Below are 20,114 nucleotides of genomic sequence, written 5' to 3'. Positions count from 1 at the left end.
GAAGAAAGCTGTTCCAAACTTTGGAACAGCTTTTTTTCTAATATTTGCGGGCAGCCCGATTGGTGTGGGCTAACATTCAGTTGTGACTAGTGTCGATTTTTGTCGGTAAGTCGATATATTTGAAAAATCGCCGATATAATCTGAGTTGCGCCGATATATTTAGAAAATCGCTGATATAATCTGAGTTGCGCTGATATATTTAGAAAATCACTGATATAATTTTATTAAAAAGCACGATTCACAACGTCTTTAACCTCTTCAAGATATTGTTTACGCACACTGTTATCCACAGAAGGAACACTTGTATAGAATGTATGCTCAATTGTTTCAATGCCTGTAAATTCAAAAATACCAACATCCGCTGTTTTCTTCATCGCATCAAACATGCCGCCTGCTGTGTATGCTTCTTTCGTATTGCCCATTGTAGATAATAACAATCCTTTTTTACCGCTTAATAACTTTTCAATACCGTTTTCACCGTAAGCATAAGCAAATCCATGGCTAAACACACGGTCAACGTATCCTTTTAAAATAGCAGGAAGTCCCGCCCACCAAACTGGATAAATAAATGTAATGCTATCAGCCCAAGAGATATGCTCTTGTTCTTCTTTAATATCTTCTGGTGTATTTCCTTTAGAAAATGAGATGAAATCGGAAGCGCCTAATACTGGATTAAAGTTTAATTCGTATAGATCGCGAACGCGTACTTCGTGACCTTTTCCTTCTAATTCACTTTTTACCGTTTCTAAAATCGCATGGTTGAAGCTTTCTGTATTCGGGTGTGCATAAACGATTACATGTTTCATTTTTCTTCCTCCTATTTGTGGATATGTGAATAGTTATTTGTATATCTGTAACTATTATGGTTACTACCTTTATAGAAGTCAAGTAATACATATGTATGTATAAAAAGACGCCCGAAAATCGCCTTTTTATACCCCGCTCATACAAAGTACAAAAAAGACAAATAAAATAATGACAATACCAATGCCGAAGTTAAATACGAGAGTACTATCCATATATGTAGCCTCCTTGTTTGAAAGTAAAAAGCACTCTAGTTAAGAGTGCTTTTTTATTTTGAATCTACTTTATAACTTTTAGAAAGTGATTCATGCGTGTAATGATTTACATTATTTTATGTATTTATACTTTGAAATGAGTAAGTCCTTGTTGGATATAGAAAAAAAGACACTCGTGGAGTGTCTTTTAAGATGACAAAATGTGCCAATTGCTTGAGGTTGATAAGACGCTAATTTCCGTGTTAACGCCTTTTCTTTAATCAAGAAGTGTAGCAACAGCGATTCAAATAGATTGTACCATTTGTTTAATTGTGGTGCGTATGCAATTGTGCATATTATGATCATGAGGTAGGTAATGAACTGTGAATAATTTGAAGTGATTTATTTACGATTTCTTCTGCGGCATATATGCCGATTGCGTCTGTTTTTAAAATATGAGGTTGTAAGTTATCATGCATTGCCCCTAACTCACCATGAAGTGGTGCAAAGGCATGGTTCGCCTTTTCAAGCATGCATAAATCAAGTAAAGAATCCCCAGCTGTAATAATCGTATCTATTTGCAAAATTTCTTTTATATATTGCACGGCGTCCCATTTGTTAATTGGTTTTGGTACAAAGTATAGCTTTCTACCTTGAAGTGAATGATTCCAGCCTTGTTTGTCTAACCAGGAAGTGAAGGATGATAATTCATCATAAGGAATGTTCTCCCGTTTAATAATGCAATAATGGAATAGATCATCAGCTGTTTTTTGTGATATAACCCAATCTTTATGAGCTATTTGTCCAAATTCCTTTAGTATGTCGTTTCCCTCTATACATTCAAACGATAGTCTTTCTTTTACTATCCTGTTCCAAGTACCATCTTGTTTACCGTTATGAAGGATATTACCGCCGTTACTTGTAATGGCGTATTCGGGAATGATTTCGTCTTGGAATAAAGAAATACGCTGAAACTGCTCAATAGTTCTTGTTGTAACTGGGATGAAATGTGAGTGCAGTTGCAATTTTTTTAGTAGTGAAATGGTTTTATGTGATATGAAAGAAATTTCTTTCCCATCTAAAGTTTCAATGAGTTGAATTGATTCATCTTCTATAGGGGCACGAAACGATTTCCGGGAATAAATAAGCGTCTGATCAAGATCACTGGCGAAAATCATATCGTTTCCCTCTTAAGAGGCTTAATGAGCCCGCAACATGAATAAGCCATATTCTCATAGATTTCAATAGGGACATTCTTTTCTTTAGCAAGAAGTAAAATATGCTTTAAATCGGGATTGTTTTGCTTCCGTATTAAAATTTTCCATGGTATTCTCCGGAGTAATACACGAGTTGTTTCGCCCACTCCTGGTTTGATTAAGTTAATATCGTCAATTTCAAAGTGATTTTGGATAGACTGTATATCTTTTAATCCTTGCCAAGAGGGATCAGTGTAAGTTGAAGTAATATAACGTAATTGATTATCTATATGAGAATGAACAGAAGGGAATAAATCTGTTACCTCATCAATGAATAAATTTGATAAGTCTTCTTGTTCTAGCTCTTTATAATATTTAACACCATGAAAATCATTTGGACCGATATAGGTGTCATTTAGTACAGTGCGGCTAATGAGTCCAGAGACTGTTGCATTTAAGCAAGCGCTAGGAATAAGAAAATCTTCACGTGTACCGTAAATTGAAGTACAGTAACCGGGATCAGCAAGCACAGCCATACAATGAGAAATGTGTGTATTATTTCGTTCGTTAAATGTGTGTACTGCATATTCTAATTCTTTTTTTATTGCACCTTTTCCAGTCCACCCATCAATGAATTGAATTGTTTCTTTAGGGTGATGTTCCAAAATATAATGGAGTGCATTTTCATCAATACCGCGTCCGCGAACAATAGAAATACAATAGTGAGGTACATCAAGGTTGTATTGATAGCGTATGTAGCGTTTGATAAGAATGCCAATAGGTGTACCAGCACGAGCTAATGAAACGAGGACAAGGTTAGTTCCTTTAGTTTGTATAATCTGTTCGGCGACAACTCCAACAGCGATGGCTAGTTTGTGTTTGTATTGTTGCAGGGAAGAAAAGAATAAATCCATATACGCTTTAGAGGGTTTATATTCCATTGGTAACATTTCGGAATAATGTGTGCCAGCTTGAATTGCTTGTTCTCTAGTTTCCGTGGAACTTTCTTTCATTAAATCACTAATATCTTTTAATAGAAAAATAGCATCATTTGGATTGTAACTACTAATATGAGAATTTAATTTTACCATAATTATCAACCTTCCTTTTCTATGCTATTTGAAAATGAGACGATATGAATAAAAGGAATAACTGTTTGTAACTGCTGTAGAAGAGGAGATAGGGCTTCTTCCCCTAAATCACGCTCAATGAAAACAAATACTTCATCGTAATCATGAGGTGAAATATTATAAAAGTAATTTGTAATAGTAGAATCTTCAGGACTTGGATATGAGAAATGATTATGAATGGCGTAGTTCACATCATTTGAAACAGAATGGATAGGGCTTCTTGTTGTAGATTGATATAAAATATTTTCACCCATTTCAGCAGCAATTTTCATTGGGATATACATAAATTCACCCGTTCCGAGACAGAGTGTTCGTTTTCCAATTCTTTCTCTTTTTAAAGTTTTTCCTGCTTCTTGGGCGAAAGAATGAATGTGCTTTTGTTCATATGCTGAAATGCCAAATCGCCCAGTATATTTTATATAATTTGATGTATAGGGTGATTTTAGGCAGGTAAGGGTATGTTTTTTGAAATCAGGTTTTGTTTCTTCAATTTGAATCTCTTTTTTTGCAATATTTAATGGTTGGCCAGTTGTATGAATACTGCCTTCTAATAAAGAAATAACATGAACCTTAATTTGAAGTTCTTCTTCTAATTGTTTAAATTGTTTTCTATTAGTATGAGAACGCCAGTCTAACAAAGAAGCAATTATATATTCTTCTCGTGGGAATTTATTTTGAATAGATCTAATAATATTTAATGCTGTTTTTCCTGTTGTCATCTCATCATCTACGAGAACAATTGGATTGTTGTTTTGAAAAAAGCTTTCATCTACATAACAACGGTGTGATGTTGCATGAGAATGTTCTTCCTCAAATGTAATGACAGATTCTAGGTGGGGTATCGATTCCCTAGTTGTATGTACATACTTTGCATTTTGAAAGCATTGAAACATAGAATGACCAAGTGATGTCGCTGTTTCAGCGAATCCGATGAACAAAACTTCTTCTTGCAGAGGATATTGATAACGAAATACTTCCTCTGGGATTTCATCAATTTCTAATGAAATGAGATTTAAAATTTCTTTTTGAAATGGATGAGAAATATTATGTAGTATTTCCATATATCTTGCAGCGAGAGAAACTCCACTTGATAGAGAGACTGTAGGTTTAATAGGAAGATGCTTTCCAAGGATTGTACTCACAAATAAAAAACTACGTTTCTTATTTATTCTCGCAGCCATTTGAAAAAGATTGTCTAGCGCTAAATTATATGGATTATCACGTACTTCTACATGAACTTGTATAGTATTTAAAACGTTATACGTGTTGCTTTGCGTTTGTAATAAGGAGATCGGTGAATTGTTTGTTTTCATGTAGCACCCCGTAAATATTAGATTTTAAAATGGTTTTGCGAGCCCACCCATAATGAGGTTTTACTTCATTCATTTTGTTAGAAAAACTGCTTTTTAGCACTCCATTATACGTATCTGCATTTTGTAAAATTAATCTCGCATCTAAATAATCTTCCATTGTGACAATGTGCATTGCCTGTACAACTTTAATATGAGATGGGTGAATAACTGTCTTTCCGATTAAGCCATTTGCATGGTCAAGTGATACCTCTTGAATAAGCCCTTCTTCATGATCATTAGAAAAATATTCCCATACACATCCTGAAATAATATATTCATTTGTTGCCCTTGAGAAAACGTTAATAATGTCTGAAATACAATCACGGACAACAGTAATATGATAGATAGGTGTGTATTTATTACGCCGAATACTAAATATACTTGAAAAATCAGTAGCACCAATACGTACATTTAAGATGTAATCGTGATAAGAATCTAGTAAATCCTTTATTTGTAATAATGATTCTGCCCGTGTTTCCTTATACATAATTTCGGGTGATTCTAAAATCGGCATGCCATATAGCGATAATGAGTATAACTCGTTTATATATGCAAGCTGATCGATATAAGTCTTTCCGTTAATCGGTGTGAATTTTGGAAAGACAAAACCACATAAACAATGAACGGCACTACCTAATTCAGTAACAATTTTCTTCATTTGACTTGGCTGTCGAACTCTAATAAAAAGGAGTGGGATGTCTGCTTGATTTAGTATGTTGGCACTGACTAAGTTAGCGATTTGCTGTATTTGAACGACGATGTTTTGCTCTGCAAGTTTTACTTCCTCATCGCTTATAGCGTCCTCTAGACAAAGAATAATTGAGATAGCATCCACATGTTTCCTTCTAATTATATCTTCCGCAATCGTTTCTTTCGTGCCAGGAGTATATAGTGTAGCGCCTAGTGCGTAAGCTAGTTGTTCTTTTCCTATATTTTTTGAAAAATTAAGAGGTTCTTTATAGAAAAAATTTTGCCGTTCTTCTGAGGAGAGATAAGAAAAGTAATTCAAATTGTCACCACCTTATTTATAATGATTCTGTTTAATCGTAACATAATAAGAAAAATCTTCCATAAAAATGAAGCAAGAAATTAAAAAAATATATTGAGAAAGATGAATTATAAGATGAATATCGAATATTGTTAATAGAAATATAATAGGGGGAAAGAGAAAGTGGATATACATAAATTAACAGAGGTAGAAGCAAATGAGATAAATACTTGGACGTACGAGGAACCATATAATTTATATAGTTTTTCAGGCGAGAAAGAAGTAATGGAAGAGCTATTAGATGGAACGTATTATGGCTGTTGTGATGATCAAGGAGACCTCATCGGTTATTTTTGTTTTGGAGCAAATGCACAAGTACCAGGTGGAAGAGATGCTCATTTATATGGTCGAGAAGATGTGATTGATATCGGACTTGGCATGAAGCCGGCGCTAACTGGGAAAGGACTGGGGAAAGAATTCTTCCAAGCTGGAATAGCGTTTGCCACGAAAGAGTTTAATGCAAAAATGTTTCGATTAAGCGTAGCGACATTTAATACAAGAGCGATTACGTTATATAAAAATATCGGATTTAAGCAAGGGCCTATTTTTTTGAGTCGCGGAAGAGAATTTATGCTGATGGAATATGAAAGACCGTCAGCATGAACCTGACGGCCTAGAAAACACTATTATTCTGAGTGCTCAGCTCGGTGCGCTAAACGGCTTGAAGCAGCGGCAGCGATTCCGCCAACGATATCATCAAGGAATGTATGCACCTTTCCAGTTGATTTATCATTTAAGTATTCTAAAATACCAGGTTTTAATTTATCAATATATCCAAAGTTTGTGAAACCGATAGAGCCGTACACATTCACGATAGAAAGTGCGATAACTTCATCAATTCCGTATAAGCCTTCGTCACGTTTTACAATATCTTGTAACGGTTCACTTAGCATTCCCTTTTCAGCAAGGACATCAAGCTCGATACCAGTAATCAGTGCGTTTTGTACTTCACGTTTTGATAGTACACGTTCTACATTGTAACGGCATTCTGACATCTCTAAATTTGGATGATATTTTTTTTGGAGAAAATGAACAAGTTCAGCAATATCTTCAATTGTTACACCGCGTTCTTGTAATAGTTTTAATGCTCTTTCTTGTAGTTGATTTGATTCTTTCATGTTTATCACCTTTTTTTCTTTTTAATATTTGTATACGTTTCGTTGCTTTATCATGTGCATAGGAATGAAAGGCGAGCACAAGCTCATATATATAAAGAAAAACCATAGGTGGCGACTGCGATGATTCAGCATATTTATGAGCATTATCACATGCATGTTAAAGAATTAATCCCCCTTGGCCCCTATAAAAGCTTTTGGATTCGCAACAAAATTTATGTACTTGTTCCAATTGGAGAAATGGAGGAAGAAGTACTTGTAGAGATGAAAAAGCTCAGTGATTATATGAACCAGCAAGGGGATATAACTGTAGCGACTTTCGTTCCGACTATACACGGCTACTATGTAAGTGAGATAGAAGAACAAAATTATTGCTTATTAAAAGGTATGCGCACGTTAGAACGACATGCTATGTCATTAGGAAGTGAGCTTTCTATATTCCATAAACGAGGTGCATTCTTTCCAGAAGAAATTGAGCAATTAAGCCGAATTGGTGAATGGAAAGCGTTATGGGAAAAAAGGCTCGATCAATTAGAAAAGTTTTGGCAATCACAAGTGATGAACCACCCTTCAGATGTATTCGATCAATTGTTTATTGAATCCTTCCCGTATTACTTAGGAGTTGCAGAAAATGCCATTCAATATGTTGTCGATACAGAAATGGATGATACGCCGCAACTAACGGATGCAGCAACAATTTGCCAAGAACGATTCACACCTTTATTATGGCATCAAACGAAGCGTCTCAAACTTCCTTTTGATTGGGTGTATGATCACCCGAGTCGAGATATTGCAGAATGGATCCGCCATATGACGATAGAAAAAAAGAAAGACTGGGAGCAAACAATCGTTCAATTTGTTACGGATTATGAACGGAATTATTCGCTATCCTCATTTGGCTGGCGCTTATTATTTGCAAGGCTCCTGTTCCCGCTGCACTATTTTGAAACGGTCGAACGATATTACCAAACTGGAAACGAAGAACAAAAAAGCATATATAGAGATCGCTTAGAAGCCATTTTACACGATGTGAACCGCTCAGAGCAATTTATGAAGCATTTTTATGGTTCGCTTCGTTTACCAGTAGATAAGCTTGGGATTAGAAAATTAGATTGGTTATCTTAAAAATATAAAAAAGAGACCGAGTGAGGTCTCTTTTTTATATACCACAATTTTATGTAATACATTATGCCCCTACCTGCTGATCTGTACATATATTTAAAACGAATTGATGCCCTTCGAGTTTTTCATTTACTTTACCCAATAATTCTTGCTGGATTTCTTTAAATAAAAATTGATAGCTTGTATTCCATGTTGGTATAACGGATGAAAGGCCTAATAAATATTCTTTTTTCTTTTCTAGTTCTTGAATTGTTAAAAAAGTGTTCCCCATTTTTGGCATGTGTCGTCCCCCTATGTTTTTTACTTTATATGTGTGAACGATTCACTATATAGTATTAATTATCGCATTTTTTGAGAGGGATTTCCAATTTTGTTTTATGATGTTAACGGATAAATGTGATTTGAATAAAAAAAGGAGACCAAATTTGGTCTCCTTTTAGCAAGTGACTTTGAACGAGCCGCTAGATAATATCCAGCTCCAGCGGCTAAAATGTTCGGTGGCTTCGCTTCTTCCTGTGAGGCAAAAAGCGCCTCTTCGTCAGGAGCTCCAATGACCTCCTGTTCTGAACGAGCCGCTTCCGCTTTTAGATTAGTATCTAGCTCCAGCGGCTAGAACAGTCGGCCATTTCGCGCCTTCCTGTGAGGCAAAAGCGCCTCTTCGTCAGGAGCTCCAATGACCTCCTGTTCTGAACGAGCCGCTTCCGCTTTTAATTAAAATACTTGTTCTACTTCGATAACGCCTGGTACTTCTTCAAGTAACGCGCGCTCGATACCAGCTTTTAGTGTGATTGTAGAACTTGGGCAGCTTCCGCATGCACCCATAAGGCGTAGTTTTACGATACCTTCTTCAATGTCTACTAATTCAACGTCTCCGCCATCGCGAAGTAAGAATGGACGTAATTTATCTAATACTTCTAATACTTGTTCTTGCATATGTGGGTTTTCCATTTTTATCGACTCCTTTCATCAGTTTTATTATAATCAAGATAGAGGGGAAAATCTATTTTTTCTCTTCTTGTTTTATTGTCGAAATTTTGTATCGTGTTTTTTCAGTATAGGGGTATGGAATAAGTTTGTAAAATGATGTGCTTATGTAATAAGACATCTGAATATACTGTTGGGACAAGAAGTGGGGGAGAAGAAATGGTTAATGTTCAAGTGTATGGGACGAAAGTAATTTGTGCGAGCTGTGTTGGAATGCCATCTTCAACAGAAACGTTTGAATGGTTACAAGCGGCAATTGGTCGTAAATATGAAGGACAAGAAAATAAATTTAATTTCGAGTATATTGATTTCCAGGAAGAACAAGAAGATGCGGATAAAAAAGCATTCGCAGAGCGCGTAGTGGAAGAAGATTTATTTTATCCGGTCGTTCTTGTAAATGGAGAAATTGTTGGAGAAGGAAATCCTCGTTTGAAGGATGTTTACGAAGAAATCGAGAAATATTTATAAAACAAGAAGTCTTTGCGAATTTGCAAAGGCTTTTTTTATTGGAGGGATAGATATGAAAAATGGAGTGAAGCATGCGTTACCAACGGAAGTAGAGCAGTTAATGGAGCGGTACACAGTAGAATTAAAAGAAATTTTTTTGGATGAAAAAATAGTCGGGGTATATATTTACGGATCCATCGCACTAGGTGCATTTCATAAGGAAACGAGCGATGTTGATTTTGTTACAGTGATAAATGATTCCGTGAATGAAGCTGAAAAACAGCAGCTTGTGGAACTACATAAGAAACTTAGTGATAATATGCTAGGTAAAAGAATGGACGGTATGTATATTCCGCTTGCTGACTTAGGGAAATACAATGATGAAATGAACGAGTATGTGTATTGTGCAGATGGTAAAGCTAATGTTGGTCATTGGGACATTAATGCGGTCACATGGTGGACGTTGAAAAATCAAGGCATTACAGTTACCGGAAAAGAAGCAGAAGATCTTCCACTGCAAATACAATGGAATGATGTAGTAAATACGATGAAATATAACGTAGAACAGTACTGGAGTGAAAAGGCGAAGAAGCCATATTTATTTTTTATAGAAGAGTGGGTAGAATCAGCTGTCGTTACGATGGGACGTATTTTATATACACTAGATCATAAAACAATCGTTTCAAAAGATAGAGGCTTGCAATACTTGTCACAACGTTCAGCGGAAGAATGGGAGCTTTTATTAAAAGAAGTAGCTAGAATACGGCAGAACCCAAAAGAAAAGCGAATGATCTCAAGGTGGAGAAGGGCAGATATGACGAAGAGGTACTTACTGCATTTAATTGAGACGTGTAGAGAGAAATGGTAGGGAAGAAAATGGACAATACAGTGGGGTGTATTGTCTTTTTCATTTTGTAGTAGATAGAAAAGTATTTACAAGTATTGTGTAGAGGAAAGATAATAGAAAAAATATGTGCATGGGGGAAGATGATGAGTAAATATAAATTACATATAGATAGAGAACAATTATGGAAAGGATGCGTTTTAAATTCGATTGCCCATGCAATTAATGTAGCGCATTGTCCAGATTTCTCACATGAAAGTTCATGGGATGGATTTAACTATAGTATGCAAGATAGCCAAGGCGGACAAGGGGCAATTACGTTTCATCCGAATTACACGATTGTATGTCTTCAAGATGTGAATAGTGAGAGAATGGATGAGTGGATTGATGCGAAAAGTTATTTTGAAGGGGCACCTTCGGAAGTAATAGATATTGCGAAAGAAGAAGCACTTCAATACGTATTAGAAGAAGTAGAAGGCGAAACAGTTCCTTTTATTACAACTGCATTTTGGATTGAGGATAGTGGTGCGTATTCAATTGATTCATTTGAAGAGATGGAAGAGCACGGTGGATTCTTATTAGAAATTCCATTACTTGATACAGAATCAGCAATGGAAAGACTGGAAGAAGAGTATGAACTGACAGAGGAACAAATAGAGCTTTTACAACTCGTGTATGAGAAAAAAATCCAAAGGCCAAATGAGGAAATTAAGTTGTCTAAAGAAGAAGTAGCAATGATTGGAACGGAAGATAGCGAAGGATTGGAAGCTAGTAAGGAGTCATTTGCAGAAATGAATATTACTTGGGAGTTGTAGGATAGGATATAAAATTGTGATAAAGGACTAGTAGAAAGAACAATGTGAAATTACATTGCACTTTCTACTAGTTTTTTTATATACATATCAATTTCATGAAAGAATACGGGCTCTTTTTCCTCGGTATTCAGATGCACGGCGCAATGTAAATATTGCTGTAAATAGTGATTAGCTTGTTCGTACTGTTTTAATTTGTAGAAAGAAAAACAGGTAAGAAGTAGAAACGCTTTTTCTTCTAATATTGGAACGACAGCTAGTACCGGAGTAATGGAATGTATATTTATTTCCACTAAATTTTCATAAGATGTCCACGTTTGAAACCAGTCGAAAATAGTAGAAAGGTAACCCGGAATGTTGATAGTTTCATGTGAAACATTATGCAGAGGAAGTTAATAATGAACTATTCATGAGTTGTGTAAGTGGAAATATGTTTGAAATAGTAGAAGGCTAATTTGTGAGCTCTTTTAAGTCGAGATGTTTGTTTTAAAATAGTAGTATATATTCACTAAAAAAGATGTATAAAAATGATTTTGATGCATCCTTTTTAGTGAATATATAAAATAATTAACTTAGTGTATTAAAGATATGATACATGATTATTTTAATATATTTAAAAGTAAAATGAAATAAGAAACGGATAATTGTCGGAATATATTCGATTTCCGTTCATTTTTATGAAATATGTGTACTTTTTGTTAGATTCCTTCATTTTGTGCATATACAATAAATGTATATAGAAATAAGAAAAGGATGATGCACGTGAAGGACACTGTTTTACAAGAAACGATTTCTCCACAAGAATTACATAAAGTTGTTCAAAAGAATACAGCTTATTATGACTTTAAGTGGGGGAAAGTAGAAAATCCAGCGCAAGGGAATACATGGAATTGGGTAGCCTTTTTCTTCCCAACTTTTTGGTTAGCTTATCGAAAAATGTATAAGTTATTTATTATATTTGCGTTATTGGCTATACCTAGTATAGTTATACCCCCTTTTATAGATATTCCAGATGGGATTTATGTAACATTTAATTTAGCTCTTCAATTAGGAATGATGATATTTACTGGATGGCAAGGAAACCGTTTATATTACAAGCATGCTGTTCGTGTTTTTCGTAAGGGAGAAGATTCGTCTGATCATGAGAAGGCGTATTTCTTACAATCAAAGGGTGGCGTAAGTATTGCTGGTATGATTGGTTTACAGGTTATAGTCGGGATTGTGTTTGGGTTAGCTGCGCTCGGGCTGTCCTTTTTACCAACTGAACCGAATATTAAAAACGTTGTTCGTTCAAGTGGTGAAGGGGTTACTTTAGAGATTATGACTGATAATCCAACTTGGAAGTTTGTTAAGAAAGAAAAAGATTATGACGTAGTAGAGTTTACTGGTTATGATTATACAGAGAAGAAAAACGTGAAAATTAAATTTGCTGTTTATTTCGATGAAGATTATTTCGAGTGGCAAGAGATATATGAAGATAATAAGAAGTTAAGTGAAGACGAAGTAGAAGAATATCAAATTTACATTGAAGAAAATAATTGGGGGTTCTAGAGGGAACTCATTCATTTTGAAAAGAAGAATCTTGTGAAGGTTCTTCTTTTGTTTATTAGGGGGAGAGAAATGATTTCAGCATGAATAGAAGCTCTAATAGGATCTATTAGTTTAAGTACGGGTTTACACACGAAAAAGATTGATGTTAACATACGTTACTTGCAGCAGTATGAATGGTTTCGAATGATATATGAAGACGAGAAGTATCAAAAGTTATTTATTACGAACTACAAAGTTCGCTCATATTTACAAAGTAAGCTAAGAGTTCGATTGCTCGTGAAAAATAAAAATGCACAACGAAGATTTTTAAAATTAGTAGAAGAGCAAATAGAAAAACGGCATACAAATTGAAATTTTGTAAAATACAATAAAAAATGAGAATTTGAGGTAGGGTTGTCAATAACGTGAGACTATGGCACTATAAAGAAATGCTATACAAATTTTATTTATCGAGATGTAAACATCAATTTTGATTTTTACGTATAAATAATGAACGGAGGAAATGAATTTATGGCTACTTTACCAAATTGTCCAAAATGTAATTCAGAATATACGTATGAGGATGGCGTTCTTTTCGTATGTCCAGAATGTGCTCATGAGTGGGGCCAAGAAGCAGAAGCTGAAAATAATGATGGTGCAAAAGTTGTAAAAGATGCGAACGGAAACGTTCTTCAAGATGGCGATGCTGTTACTGTTATTAAAGATTTAAAAGTAAAAGGAACTTCTTCAGTTGTGAAGATCGGTACGAAAGTAAAGAGTATCCGTCTAGTTGATGGCGATCACGATATCGATTGCAAAATCGACGGTTTCGGAGCTATGAAGTTAAAATCACAGTTCGTTAAGAAGGCGTAAGTAAATAGAAGAGGAGGCGAATAGCCTCCTCTTTTTATTATGTCACTTTTTGTCGGTAAATCGATATTTCGTACAAAATCGTTGATATATTCTGAGTTATGATAGATATATTGAAAAAATCGTTAATATAATTTCACTCACCGAGAACGATGCATCATTTACCTCGCATCATAGTCAACCTCTTTCAACTGACATCGCTTATTAAAGAACGTTTTATATCCAAGCTGTAAAAAGATAATGACAGCAAAGGCAGTACTTCCAGAAATACCGAGTATGATGGCGATTTGATATTGAATGGCTGTGAATGGTGATACACCGGATAATATTTGACCAGTCATCATGCCTGGTAAGCTTATAATTCCCATTCCGACCATAGAATTAATTGTTGGTAAAATAGCAGAGTCAAAAGCTTCTCGAATGAGCGGAGCAGCAGCTTCTTTCGGTGTTGCGCCGAGCATAAGTGCACCTTCAATTTGACCTCTTTGCGATTTCATATTGTTTAAGAACGTATTTGCACCAAGAGAAACACCAGTCATGGCATTCCCAACTAACATTCCTGTAATAGGGACGATATATTGCGGAGCATACCAAGGGTCATGACCGATAATAACAAAGATAAATAGTAGAAGTGGCCCAATTGATCCGGCGACCATGGAAAGGGCGGCTACTCGTTTTAATTCTTTAGACATTGGGATGTTAACTCGTTTATAAATATTAAAAATTGCAAAGGTAGTAATAGAAGTGATGAGAGCGATTGTATAAAATGGATTACTGTTTTCAAATACGTATGTAAGGACATATGCAACAAGTACGAGCTGAATGGTCATACGGAATGTTGCGAGCGCGATTTGTTTTTCGCGAGGTATTCCTTTTAATTTTACAAGTCCAATTAAAATAAGAATGAAAATATAGGCAGCTGCAAGTTGCCAAATTTGGAGTTCAATAACGCCCTTCAACTGAGAGCACTTCCTTTCTAGTTGCACCCTTTGTTTTGCTAATTTCAATAATATCATCTGCAATTTCTTCTGGAAGTTGTTGTGAGTGTGTGATGAAGATAACTGTTTTTTTCTTTTTTCGTGCTAGTTCAGTAAATTGTTTCATTACGCGTCGTTCTGTATCACTATCTAATGCTGAAGTTGGTTCATCTAATAAATAGACAGGCGGATCCATAAGTACGATACGTGCAAAGGCAAGTCTTTGTTTTTCACCGCCGGATAATGAGGAGGTGCTATCTTCTAATTGCTTGTCTAAGCTAACGGTTTGTAATGCACTCCGCAGGGCATCATCATTTGGAAATGGTTTTTCAGAAAGACGAAGTCCCATTAATAGGTTGTCTTTAACGGTTCCATCAAAAATAGGTGGAGTTTGCCCAAGCATAACTACGTCACGACGTAATTGAATAGGGTAATAATCAGAAATTAACTTTCCGTTATATTCAATTGTACCGGATGTTGGGGATTGTAAATCATTTAACATGCGAAGTAATGTGCTTTTTCCGCTTCCGCTTTCACCGATAATACAAGTAATCTTTTCTTTTTGAATCTGTAAATAAGGAATGTGTAGTATATCTTTATATATAACGTCTTTTAATATAAACATAAATCGCTCCTTTCTGATTCTAGTTATATCGTATCAAAAAAAGAGGGGAAAATGGTTATAACGAACAACGTTTTTTCTTCGTCTTGAGTTTTATTAATAAGTTAAGTAAACGATCTAATTCTTGGCTGAAAGAAATCACTTTATCATGAGTGAATCCGTATCGTTCAACGAGATAGATTAACTCTTTCTTTTTCGCTTCTATTCGATTGTTTAGTTTCGATAAGTTCATAAGTGGAATGTAATGCCTCCTACAAAAGTATTTATCACATGAAAAATAAGACCGAATGAACTCGGTCTTAAAGGAAGTAATAAAACAACTTACAAATAGCATACAATGTTTATCAATATTTTTTAATATAAAAATGAAAAATAAATCATTATAAATATTGAGAAAGATGTGTCTGATAATTTTTAAAAACTGATGCAAAGAGGCTGCCTACATAGTAGACAGCCTGTAAAGTATTAACCTTTATGATATTTGTACATCCAAAGAAGACCAGATTTTAATAATCTCGGTACACGTCCCATTAATGGTTGGTTTGCTAGTAAACCAAAGCCGTGCTTCTTACCAAGAGATCCTAGAACACCTTTTAATTTAATAACAGGTAGTTCATCCGGGAGTGGTTCATTATTCCAACGTTTTAATAATATTTGGACAATTTGTTCTCCTTGACCTTCAGCCAGTTGGGCAGATGGTGCATGTGGAAGTGCTGCGCAATCTCCTACAACGTAAACATGATCGTTATTTGGAATATTATGATATTTAGTTAAGACAACCCGTCCGCTACCATCTTGTTCAACTGGAAGGTTTCGAACAACTTCATTTGCTTGAATACCAGCTGTCCAGACGATTGCATCACATTCAAGTGGTTCATCGTGGTTGTACACAATATTTGGTTCTACTTTTGTAATGTTAGAGTTTCGTATAATGTTAACTTTATGCTTTACAAACCATTCTTCTACGTATCTACTTAATTTCTCTGGATATGGGAATAAAATTCTATCTTTTCGATCAAATAAATAGATTTTTAAATCAGAACGGCTTTCACGAAGTTCACTTGCTACTTCAACGCCACTTAAGCCAGCACCAACGACAGCTACTGTTGCATTTGGTTCTAGACTATTTAATTGTTCATATGTCTTACGTGTTTGTTCAATTGATTGTAGACTATGTGTATATTCTCTAGCTCCAGGAACGTTATGATATTTATCTTCACAGCCAAGTCCGATAATTAAATCATCATATTGGATCGCTTCGCCGCCATCAAGATGAACAGCTTTTTCTTCGAGGTCAATATTTGTTACTGTGCCGTATTGAATATTGAGGCGTGGGTGTTCAGGAAACGGTATACGAATATGCGTTTCTGAAATAGTACCCGCAACTAATGCATAATATTCAGTTTTGAAGCAATGATATGGTACTTTGTCGATTAATGTCACTTGTACATCATCTGGAAGTTGGTTGCTTGGAAGTAGCCTTTGCAGAATTCTCATTCCACCGTAGCCGCCACCTAGTATTACGAGGTGTTTCATGATGGATTACCCCTTTTCTGTTGAAATATCCCCTAATCATAAAATTTTATATTAATAAAATATTTTGACTTTACTCAATCAAATTATATCGAATTTGTGAACAAATAACAATGCATGAATGAATACTCTGTTGTACAATAAGAAGAAAAGTAAACTGTTTTTCTTTTTAAGTTACTCTTTCATTGTAAGTAGCATGTTATATAGAAGAAATCATCTACTTTGAAGTGAAGTAATGAAGTAACTAAATAGTTTAGACTGTGTAACGAAAACAACAAGAAACAGCTTAGTTTTCTTCTTATAGATAAAGTGAAAAGGTAATTTGTTTTGTAGTACAGGGGGGAGAATTTTGATTAAACCATTAATTGAATTTTGTGTAGGTAACCTTGCAAGTGGTTCACAAGCAGCTCTAGAAAAATTAGAAAAAGATCCGAATTTAGATGTAATGGAGTATGGTTGTTTAGGATATTGTGGCATTTGTTTTGAAGGACCATTTGCACTTGTAAATGGTGAAGTTGTACAAGGTGCAACAGTAGAAGAGCTTGTTAATAATGTATATGAGTATTTGGATGAAAATCCAATGTTTTAAGGTGTTGCGAATTAGTAGCACCTTTTTCATTAGATAAAACTTTATTTCGTGGGGAAGACTAATACTGAGTATTAGTCTTCCCCAATCGAAAATAGTAGGATAAATAAAAAAAGGCCCTTTTTAGAAGGGCTTTTTTCTTACACAAATTGTGTAAGAGTGGCTCATCGCCAAACGTTGTCAAATATGAGAAACGGGGGACATTCATATTGTGTTCTAAAAGCATGCATTTTATACTTAACATAACAAATTATTTTTGGAGTGAATATAAATGAGCCAATTTTCTTTTACAAAAATGCATGGTCTTGGCAATAGTTATATATATGTAAATATGTTTGAAGAGCAAATTCCTGAAGAAGATTTAGCCCTTGTGGCCGAAAAGGTTTCAAATATTAATACTGGTATTGGAGCAGACGGGATGATTTTAATTTGCCCTTCAGACGTAGCTCCGGTGAAGATGCGTATGTTTAATAATGATGGTTCTGAAGGAAAGAGCTGTGGTAACGGTTTACGCTGCGTAGCGAAATATGCGTATGAGCATAAACTAGTAGAAGAAACAGTTTTCACAATTGAAACGTTAGCTGGTATTGTAACGGCTGAAGTAACAGTAGAAGATGGTGTCGTGACATTAGCAAAAATCGATATGGGAGCACCTCGTCTAACACGTGCAGAAATACCGATGCTTGGTGAAGGTGAAACACCATTTATTCGTGAAAACTTCTTATACAATAATCATCGTTATGCATTTACAGCTGTTTCAATGGGAAATCCGCATGCGGTTATTTTTGTTGATGATGTAGAAAAAGCACCTCTTACAACACTTGGACCAGTTCTCGAGACACATGAAATGTTCCCAGAGCGAGTAAATGTTGAGTTTATCGAAATTTTGAATAATGACGAGATGAACTTCCGCGTTTGGGAACGTGGATCTGGTGTAACGCAAGCTTGCGGAACAGGAGCGTGCGCTGCAGTTGTAGCTGCTATTTTAAATGGAAAGATGGAACGTGGTAAGGAAATTACAGTCCATTTAGCTGGCGGCGATTTAATGATTGCGTGGACTGAAGAAGGAAACGTGTTGATGAAAGGACCTGCGGAAGTAATTTGCCGCGGAGTGTATGAGTACAAGATAGAAGCGTAAAGATGTATAATGGACTAAGAACAGAAAGGAAGGTGTATTTCATGATTGAAGTAACAGAACAAGCAGCTTTTCAAATTAAAGATATGTTAAAAGATGCTGAAGATGGAGAGAAGTATGTGCGCCTTGCTGTACACGGCGGCGGATGTAGCGGTCTTTCTTACGGCTTAGGATTTGAAGTAGAACCAAAAGAAGACGACACAGTGCTTGAGTTTTTCGGTGTTGAATTTGTTATCGATACAGAAAGTGCTCCAATTGTTAAAGGAGTAAAAATTGACTATAAACAATCTATGCTTGGCGGCGGATTCACAATCGACAATCCAAACGCAATTGCATCATGCGGATGTGGATCATCTTTCCGTACAGCATCGAATGCTGGTAAGCCAGAAGAGTGCTAAGTTTTTAGCCAAAAAAGAAAAGACCTTTTTAGCGATAGAATAAAATCGTTAGAAAGGTCTTTTCTTTTTGCGTTAAAACAGGAAATGTATGTAAAGTTAATTTAGATATTAATTTAAATGTTATTATATATGGTATATATGATTAATGCTGTGAATTCGAGATTCATATTGTTCATTTTAAGATAAGATTATGTAGAAAAAATGTAAATGATTAGCAAAAATATACTATTTATTAGTTATATTTAATGTTAATATTTGTAACGAAGATGATTGGCGAGGGCTGATTAAAGTTTCACTTTATACAAAAAAGGTGCATGAGCGAGAAGGCTATAGCAAATTGTATAGAACTGAATAGTTCCGTATTAATTAAAATACGTTGATTATTAGATATAAAAAACACCGGGGGGATTAGAGTGAAGTCATTTAAGAGAGTGCTTATAGTAGGGATGGCGTTGACTACAGTATCGATTTTGGGAGCTTGTTCTAGCGATACAGACGTATTAACAAAAGCAGGAGCAAAGCAACCAGCGAAGGCGGAAGGTGAAGTACTAAAAGATCAGAAGAAAACACCTATGACTACGAGCAAACGTGAAAGTATTAAAAATGAGGATGCACCATCATCACAAAAGCATTATATTTCTCATGATGAATCTCAAAAGATTGAGGAAGGGATGACGTATACGGATATTCTTAATACGATTGACTATGGTGGTGAGAACATAAAACATTATAATAACCATGAAAAACGCGTATTTTATACTGAAAAAGATACGGATGGTACATATGAAATTATGGTTGAATTAAATACATATGGTTATGTTGTAAACATTGAACGTACTGCTATAAAGGATGAAGATAAAGATACAGATAAAGAGAATCAGGTATTTACGAAACGTAGTGAAGGGCCTGTAAAGGAATATGAAGAAAAAAACGATCGTGTACCGTGGTATAAAGATGTAAATAACAATTCGGCAGCAGTAAGTTACAATCATTATTTGAAAATCAAAAAAGGTATGCCCGCGAATCAGGTAAAAGCTGCAATTGGACAGCCACATGTGATTGAGAAATATAAATCTTATTCAGTATATGACTATACTGGTTATGGTGGAGAAGGATCATTACGTGTAATCTTTGAACCGAATGGAACTGTTACGGATGTAGTGGAAGACGGTTTACCACGATAATAAATTAGTTACGGGAAGAATTGTAGTAAAGTTGTCTTTGATTTTATAAAGTTTTTGGGAGCATCTCCGAATATAGGTGAAAAAATAATTCTCTTAGCCATGTTAACTACAGTATTAGTATTTACCGAAGTTTCTTCCAAATTCAATAGCGTTATCGTGGATGTTGTTGTCGTATTATCTTTGTTGATATATACCGCAGTAGGGCAGAAATTGTAACTGGACGCGGAGGAG

Annotated in this window: 24 protein-coding genes and 1 pseudogene; 12 read left to right on the top strand and 13 right to left on the bottom strand. The window is 35.2% G+C overall.

Annotated features, from left to right (window positions below):
* Positions 1–224: 224 nt before the first annotated feature.
* From AB6801_RS12455 to AB6801_RS12435, 5 genes are all read right to left on the bottom strand, one after another.
* Positions 225–806, bottom strand: coding sequence for an NAD(P)H-dependent oxidoreductase (locus AB6801_RS12455; RefSeq protein ID WP_000683437.1), 582 nt, complete (start codon positions 804–806; stop codon positions 225–227).
* Between the two features lie 554 nt (positions 807–1,360).
* Positions 1,361–2,176, bottom strand: coding sequence for an HAD family hydrolase (locus tag AB6801_RS12450; protein WP_000575383.1), 816 nt, complete (start codon positions 2,174–2,176; stop codon positions 1,361–1,363).
* A complete protein-coding gene (locus AB6801_RS12445; protein ID WP_000239908.1) occupies positions 2,173–3,285 on the bottom strand; it encodes a cysteine protease StiP family protein in 1,113 nt (370 codons plus the stop codon). The genes AB6801_RS12450 and AB6801_RS12445 overlap by 4 nt, the downstream gene beginning before the upstream one ends.
* A gap of 5 nt (positions 3,286–3,290) precedes the next feature.
* Entirely contained in the window at positions 3,291–4,637 is a 1,347-nt protein-coding gene (locus tag AB6801_RS12440) for a phosphoribosyltransferase family protein (RefSeq protein WP_097998037.1), read from the bottom strand.
* Positions 4,582–5,685: an HpcH/HpaI aldolase/citrate lyase family protein gene (locus AB6801_RS12435; RefSeq protein WP_001106078.1), complete on the bottom strand. Its 1,104-nt coding sequence runs from the start codon at positions 5,683–5,685 to the stop codon at positions 4,582–4,584. Before AB6801_RS12435 ends, AB6801_RS12440 begins: the two co-directional genes overlap by 56 nt.
* Positions 5,686–5,847: 162 nt before the next feature.
* Between AB6801_RS12435 and AB6801_RS12430 the strand changes: the two genes are divergently transcribed.
* Positions 5,848–6,327 (top strand): GNAT family N-acetyltransferase, encoded by a 480-nt coding sequence (locus AB6801_RS12430; RefSeq protein ID WP_097998036.1) that lies wholly within the window; start codon positions 5,848–5,850, stop codon positions 6,325–6,327.
* 23 nt (positions 6,328–6,350) lie between these two features.
* Here the strand turns inward: AB6801_RS12430 and AB6801_RS12425 are convergent, their stop codons facing one another.
* The gene (locus AB6801_RS12425) at positions 6,351–6,842 is read right to left on the bottom strand and encodes a phosphatidylglycerophosphatase A family protein (protein ID WP_097998035.1); all 492 of its coding nucleotides are present in this window, start codon (positions 6,840–6,842) and stop codon (positions 6,351–6,353) included.
* 120 nt (positions 6,843–6,962) lie between these two features.
* Here AB6801_RS12425 and yutH point away from each other — a divergent pair, with 120 nt between their 5' ends.
* The gene (gene yutH, locus AB6801_RS12420; protein ID WP_000614218.1) at positions 6,963–7,964 is read left to right on the top strand and encodes a spore coat putative kinase YutH; all 1,002 of its coding nucleotides are present in this window, start codon (positions 6,963–6,965) and stop codon (positions 7,962–7,964) included.
* A gap of 61 nt (positions 7,965–8,025) precedes the next feature.
* On the opposite strand, the gene AB6801_RS12415 is transcribed toward yutH, so the two are convergent.
* Positions 8,026–8,241, bottom strand: coding sequence for a carbonic anhydrase (locus AB6801_RS12415; protein WP_097998034.1), 216 nt, complete (start codon positions 8,239–8,241; stop codon positions 8,026–8,028).
* Between the two features lie 431 nt (positions 8,242–8,672).
* Positions 8,673–8,909, bottom strand: a complete 237-nt coding sequence (locus AB6801_RS12410; protein ID WP_000431159.1) for a NifU family protein — start codon at positions 8,907–8,909, stop codon at positions 8,673–8,675.
* A gap of 195 nt (positions 8,910–9,104) precedes the next feature.
* On the opposite strand from AB6801_RS12410, the gene AB6801_RS12405 reads away from it, so the two are divergent.
* From AB6801_RS12405 to AB6801_RS12395, 3 genes are all read left to right on the top strand, one after another.
* Positions 9,105–9,413 (top strand): YuzD family protein, encoded by a 309-nt coding sequence (locus AB6801_RS12405; RefSeq protein ID WP_000248588.1) that lies wholly within the window; start codon positions 9,105–9,107, stop codon positions 9,411–9,413.
* 52 nt (positions 9,414–9,465) lie between these two features.
* Positions 9,466–10,260: a nucleotidyltransferase domain-containing protein gene (locus tag AB6801_RS12400; protein WP_116291564.1), complete on the top strand. Its 795-nt coding sequence runs from the start codon at positions 9,466–9,468 to the stop codon at positions 10,258–10,260.
* A gap of 122 nt (positions 10,261–10,382) precedes the next feature.
* Positions 10,383–11,051 (top strand): hypothetical protein, encoded by a 669-nt coding sequence (locus AB6801_RS12395; RefSeq protein ID WP_000049704.1) that lies wholly within the window; start codon positions 10,383–10,385, stop codon positions 11,049–11,051.
* Positions 11,052–11,101: 50 nt separating this feature from the next.
* Here the strand turns inward: AB6801_RS12395 and AB6801_RS12390 are convergent.
* Positions 11,102–11,434, bottom strand: a pseudogene (locus AB6801_RS12390) (DUF4304 domain-containing protein); the annotation flags it as partial.
* A 367-nt stretch (positions 11,435–11,801) separates the two neighbouring features.
* Between AB6801_RS12390 and AB6801_RS12385 the strand changes: the two are divergent.
* The 3 genes from AB6801_RS12385 to phnA all read left to right on the top strand — a co-directional run bounded on the left by AB6801_RS12385 (position 11,802) and on the right by phnA (position 13,451).
* Positions 11,802–12,599 carry a DUF2628 domain-containing protein gene (locus AB6801_RS12385; RefSeq protein WP_370941083.1) on the top strand — a complete coding sequence of 266 codons (798 nt, stop codon included), beginning with the start codon at positions 11,802–11,804 and terminating at the stop codon, positions 12,597–12,599.
* A gap of 84 nt (positions 12,600–12,683) precedes the next feature.
* Positions 12,684–12,950: a hypothetical protein gene (locus AB6801_RS12380; protein WP_229192416.1), complete on the top strand. Its 267-nt coding sequence runs from the start codon at positions 12,684–12,686 to the stop codon at positions 12,948–12,950.
* A 159-nt stretch (positions 12,951–13,109) separates the two neighbouring features.
* Positions 13,110–13,451, top strand: a complete 342-nt coding sequence (gene phnA / locus AB6801_RS12375; RefSeq protein WP_000212737.1) for an alkylphosphonate utilization operon protein PhnA — start codon at positions 13,110–13,112, stop codon at positions 13,449–13,451.
* A gap of 158 nt (positions 13,452–13,609) precedes the next feature.
* Here the strand turns inward: phnA and AB6801_RS12370 are convergent, their stop codons facing one another.
* The 4 genes from AB6801_RS12370 to AB6801_RS12355 form a co-directional block, all read right to left on the bottom strand.
* The gene (locus tag AB6801_RS12370) at positions 13,610–14,407 is read right to left on the bottom strand and encodes an ABC transporter permease (RefSeq protein WP_097796600.1); all 798 of its coding nucleotides are present in this window, start codon (positions 14,405–14,407) and stop codon (positions 13,610–13,612) included.
* The gene (locus AB6801_RS12365) at positions 14,391–15,050 is read right to left on the bottom strand and encodes an ABC transporter ATP-binding protein (protein ID WP_000470265.1); all 660 of its coding nucleotides are present in this window, start codon (positions 15,048–15,050) and stop codon (positions 14,391–14,393) included. The genes AB6801_RS12370 and AB6801_RS12365 overlap by 17 nt, the downstream gene beginning before the upstream one ends.
* 55 nt (positions 15,051–15,105) lie before the next feature.
* Entirely contained in the window at positions 15,106–15,279 is a 174-nt protein-coding gene (locus AB6801_RS12360) for an aspartyl-phosphate phosphatase Spo0E family protein (RefSeq protein WP_001054089.1), read from the bottom strand.
* Between the two features lie 233 nt (positions 15,280–15,512).
* Complete coding sequence (locus tag AB6801_RS12355) at positions 15,513–16,583, bottom strand: NAD(P)/FAD-dependent oxidoreductase (protein WP_000682077.1); 1,071 nt, start codon at positions 16,581–16,583, stop codon at positions 15,513–15,515.
* A gap of 346 nt (positions 16,584–16,929) precedes the next feature.
* On the opposite strand from AB6801_RS12355, the gene AB6801_RS12350 reads away from it, so the two are divergent.
* The 4 genes from AB6801_RS12350 (at position 16,930) to AB6801_RS12335 (ending at position 19,883) form a co-directional block, all read left to right on the top strand.
* Entirely contained in the window at positions 16,930–17,169 is a 240-nt protein-coding gene (locus AB6801_RS12350) for a YuzB family protein (protein ID WP_000595026.1), read from the top strand.
* A 268-nt stretch (positions 17,170–17,437) separates the two neighbouring features.
* Complete coding sequence (gene dapF / locus AB6801_RS12345) at positions 17,438–18,304, top strand: diaminopimelate epimerase (protein WP_000077397.1); 867 nt, start codon at positions 17,438–17,440, stop codon at positions 18,302–18,304.
* A gap of 41 nt (positions 18,305–18,345) precedes the next feature.
* Positions 18,346–18,699, top strand: a complete 354-nt coding sequence (locus AB6801_RS12340) for a HesB/IscA family protein (protein ID WP_000573825.1) — start codon at positions 18,346–18,348, stop codon at positions 18,697–18,699.
* 413 nt (positions 18,700–19,112) lie between these two features.
* Positions 19,113–19,883: a hypothetical protein gene (locus AB6801_RS12335; RefSeq protein ID WP_097998032.1), complete on the top strand. Its 771-nt coding sequence runs from the start codon at positions 19,113–19,115 to the stop codon at positions 19,881–19,883.
* Positions 19,884–20,114: the final 231 nt, after the last annotated feature.

The organism is Bacillus sp. RCC_6_1, from assembly GCF_041360755.1.
Taxonomy (GTDB): Bacteria; Bacillota; Bacilli; order Bacillales; family Bacillaceae_G; genus Bacillus_A; species Bacillus_A cereus.
The sequence above is the reverse complement of the archived record's forward strand: the minus strand, read 5'-3'. Positions and strand labels throughout refer to the sequence as shown.

Bases quoted from the DNA above. Each gene is read 5' to 3' on its own strand.
- AB6801_RS12455 (WP_000683437.1), bottom strand. From the start codon at position 806: ATGAAACATGTAATCGTTTATGCACACCCGAATACAGAAAGCTTCAAC.
- AB6801_RS12450 (WP_000575383.1), bottom strand. From the start codon at position 2,176: ATGATTTTCGCCAGTGATCTTGATCAGACGCTTATTTATTCCCGGAAA.
- AB6801_RS12445 (WP_000239908.1), bottom strand. From the start codon at position 3,285: ATGGTAAAATTAAATTCTCATATTAGTAGTTACAATCCAAATGATGCT.
- AB6801_RS12440 (WP_097998037.1), bottom strand. From the start codon at position 4,637: ATGAAAACAAACAATTCACCGATCTCCTTATTACAAACGCAAAGCAAC.
- AB6801_RS12425 (WP_097998035.1), bottom strand. From the start codon at position 6,842: ATGAAAGAATCAAATCAACTACAAGAAAGAGCATTAAAACTATTACAA.
- yutH (WP_000614218.1), top strand. From the start codon at position 6,963: ATGATTCAGCATATTTATGAGCATTATCACATGCATGTTAAAGAATTA.
- AB6801_RS12415 (WP_097998034.1), bottom strand. From the start codon at position 8,241: ATGCCAAAAATGGGGAACACTTTTTTAACAATTCAAGAACTAGAAAAG.
- AB6801_RS12410 (WP_000431159.1), bottom strand. From the start codon at position 8,909: ATGGAAAACCCACATATGCAAGAACAAGTATTAGAAGTATTAGATAAA.
- AB6801_RS12405 (WP_000248588.1), top strand. From the start codon at position 9,105: ATGGTTAATGTTCAAGTGTATGGGACGAAAGTAATTTGTGCGAGCTGT.
- AB6801_RS12400 (WP_116291564.1), top strand. From the start codon at position 9,466: ATGAAAAATGGAGTGAAGCATGCGTTACCAACGGAAGTAGAGCAGTTA.
- AB6801_RS12395 (WP_000049704.1), top strand. From the start codon at position 10,383: ATGAGTAAATATAAATTACATATAGATAGAGAACAATTATGGAAAGGA.
- AB6801_RS12385 (WP_370941083.1), top strand. From the start codon at position 11,802: ATGATGCACGTGAAGGACACTGTTTTACAAGAAACGATTTCTCCACAA.
- phnA (WP_000212737.1), top strand. From the start codon at position 13,110: ATGGCTACTTTACCAAATTGTCCAAAATGTAATTCAGAATATACGTAT.
- AB6801_RS12365 (WP_000470265.1), bottom strand. From the start codon at position 15,050: ATGTTTATATTAAAAGACGTTATATATAAAGATATACTACACATTCCT.
- AB6801_RS12360 (WP_001054089.1), bottom strand. From the start codon at position 15,279: ATGAACTTATCGAAACTAAACAATCGAATAGAAGCGAAAAAGAAAGAG.
- AB6801_RS12355 (WP_000682077.1), bottom strand. From the start codon at position 16,583: ATGAAACACCTCGTAATACTAGGTGGCGGCTACGGTGGAATGAGAATT.
- dapF (WP_000077397.1), top strand. From the start codon at position 17,438: ATGAGCCAATTTTCTTTTACAAAAATGCATGGTCTTGGCAATAGTTAT.
- AB6801_RS12340 (WP_000573825.1), top strand. From the start codon at position 18,346: ATGATTGAAGTAACAGAACAAGCAGCTTTTCAAATTAAAGATATGTTA.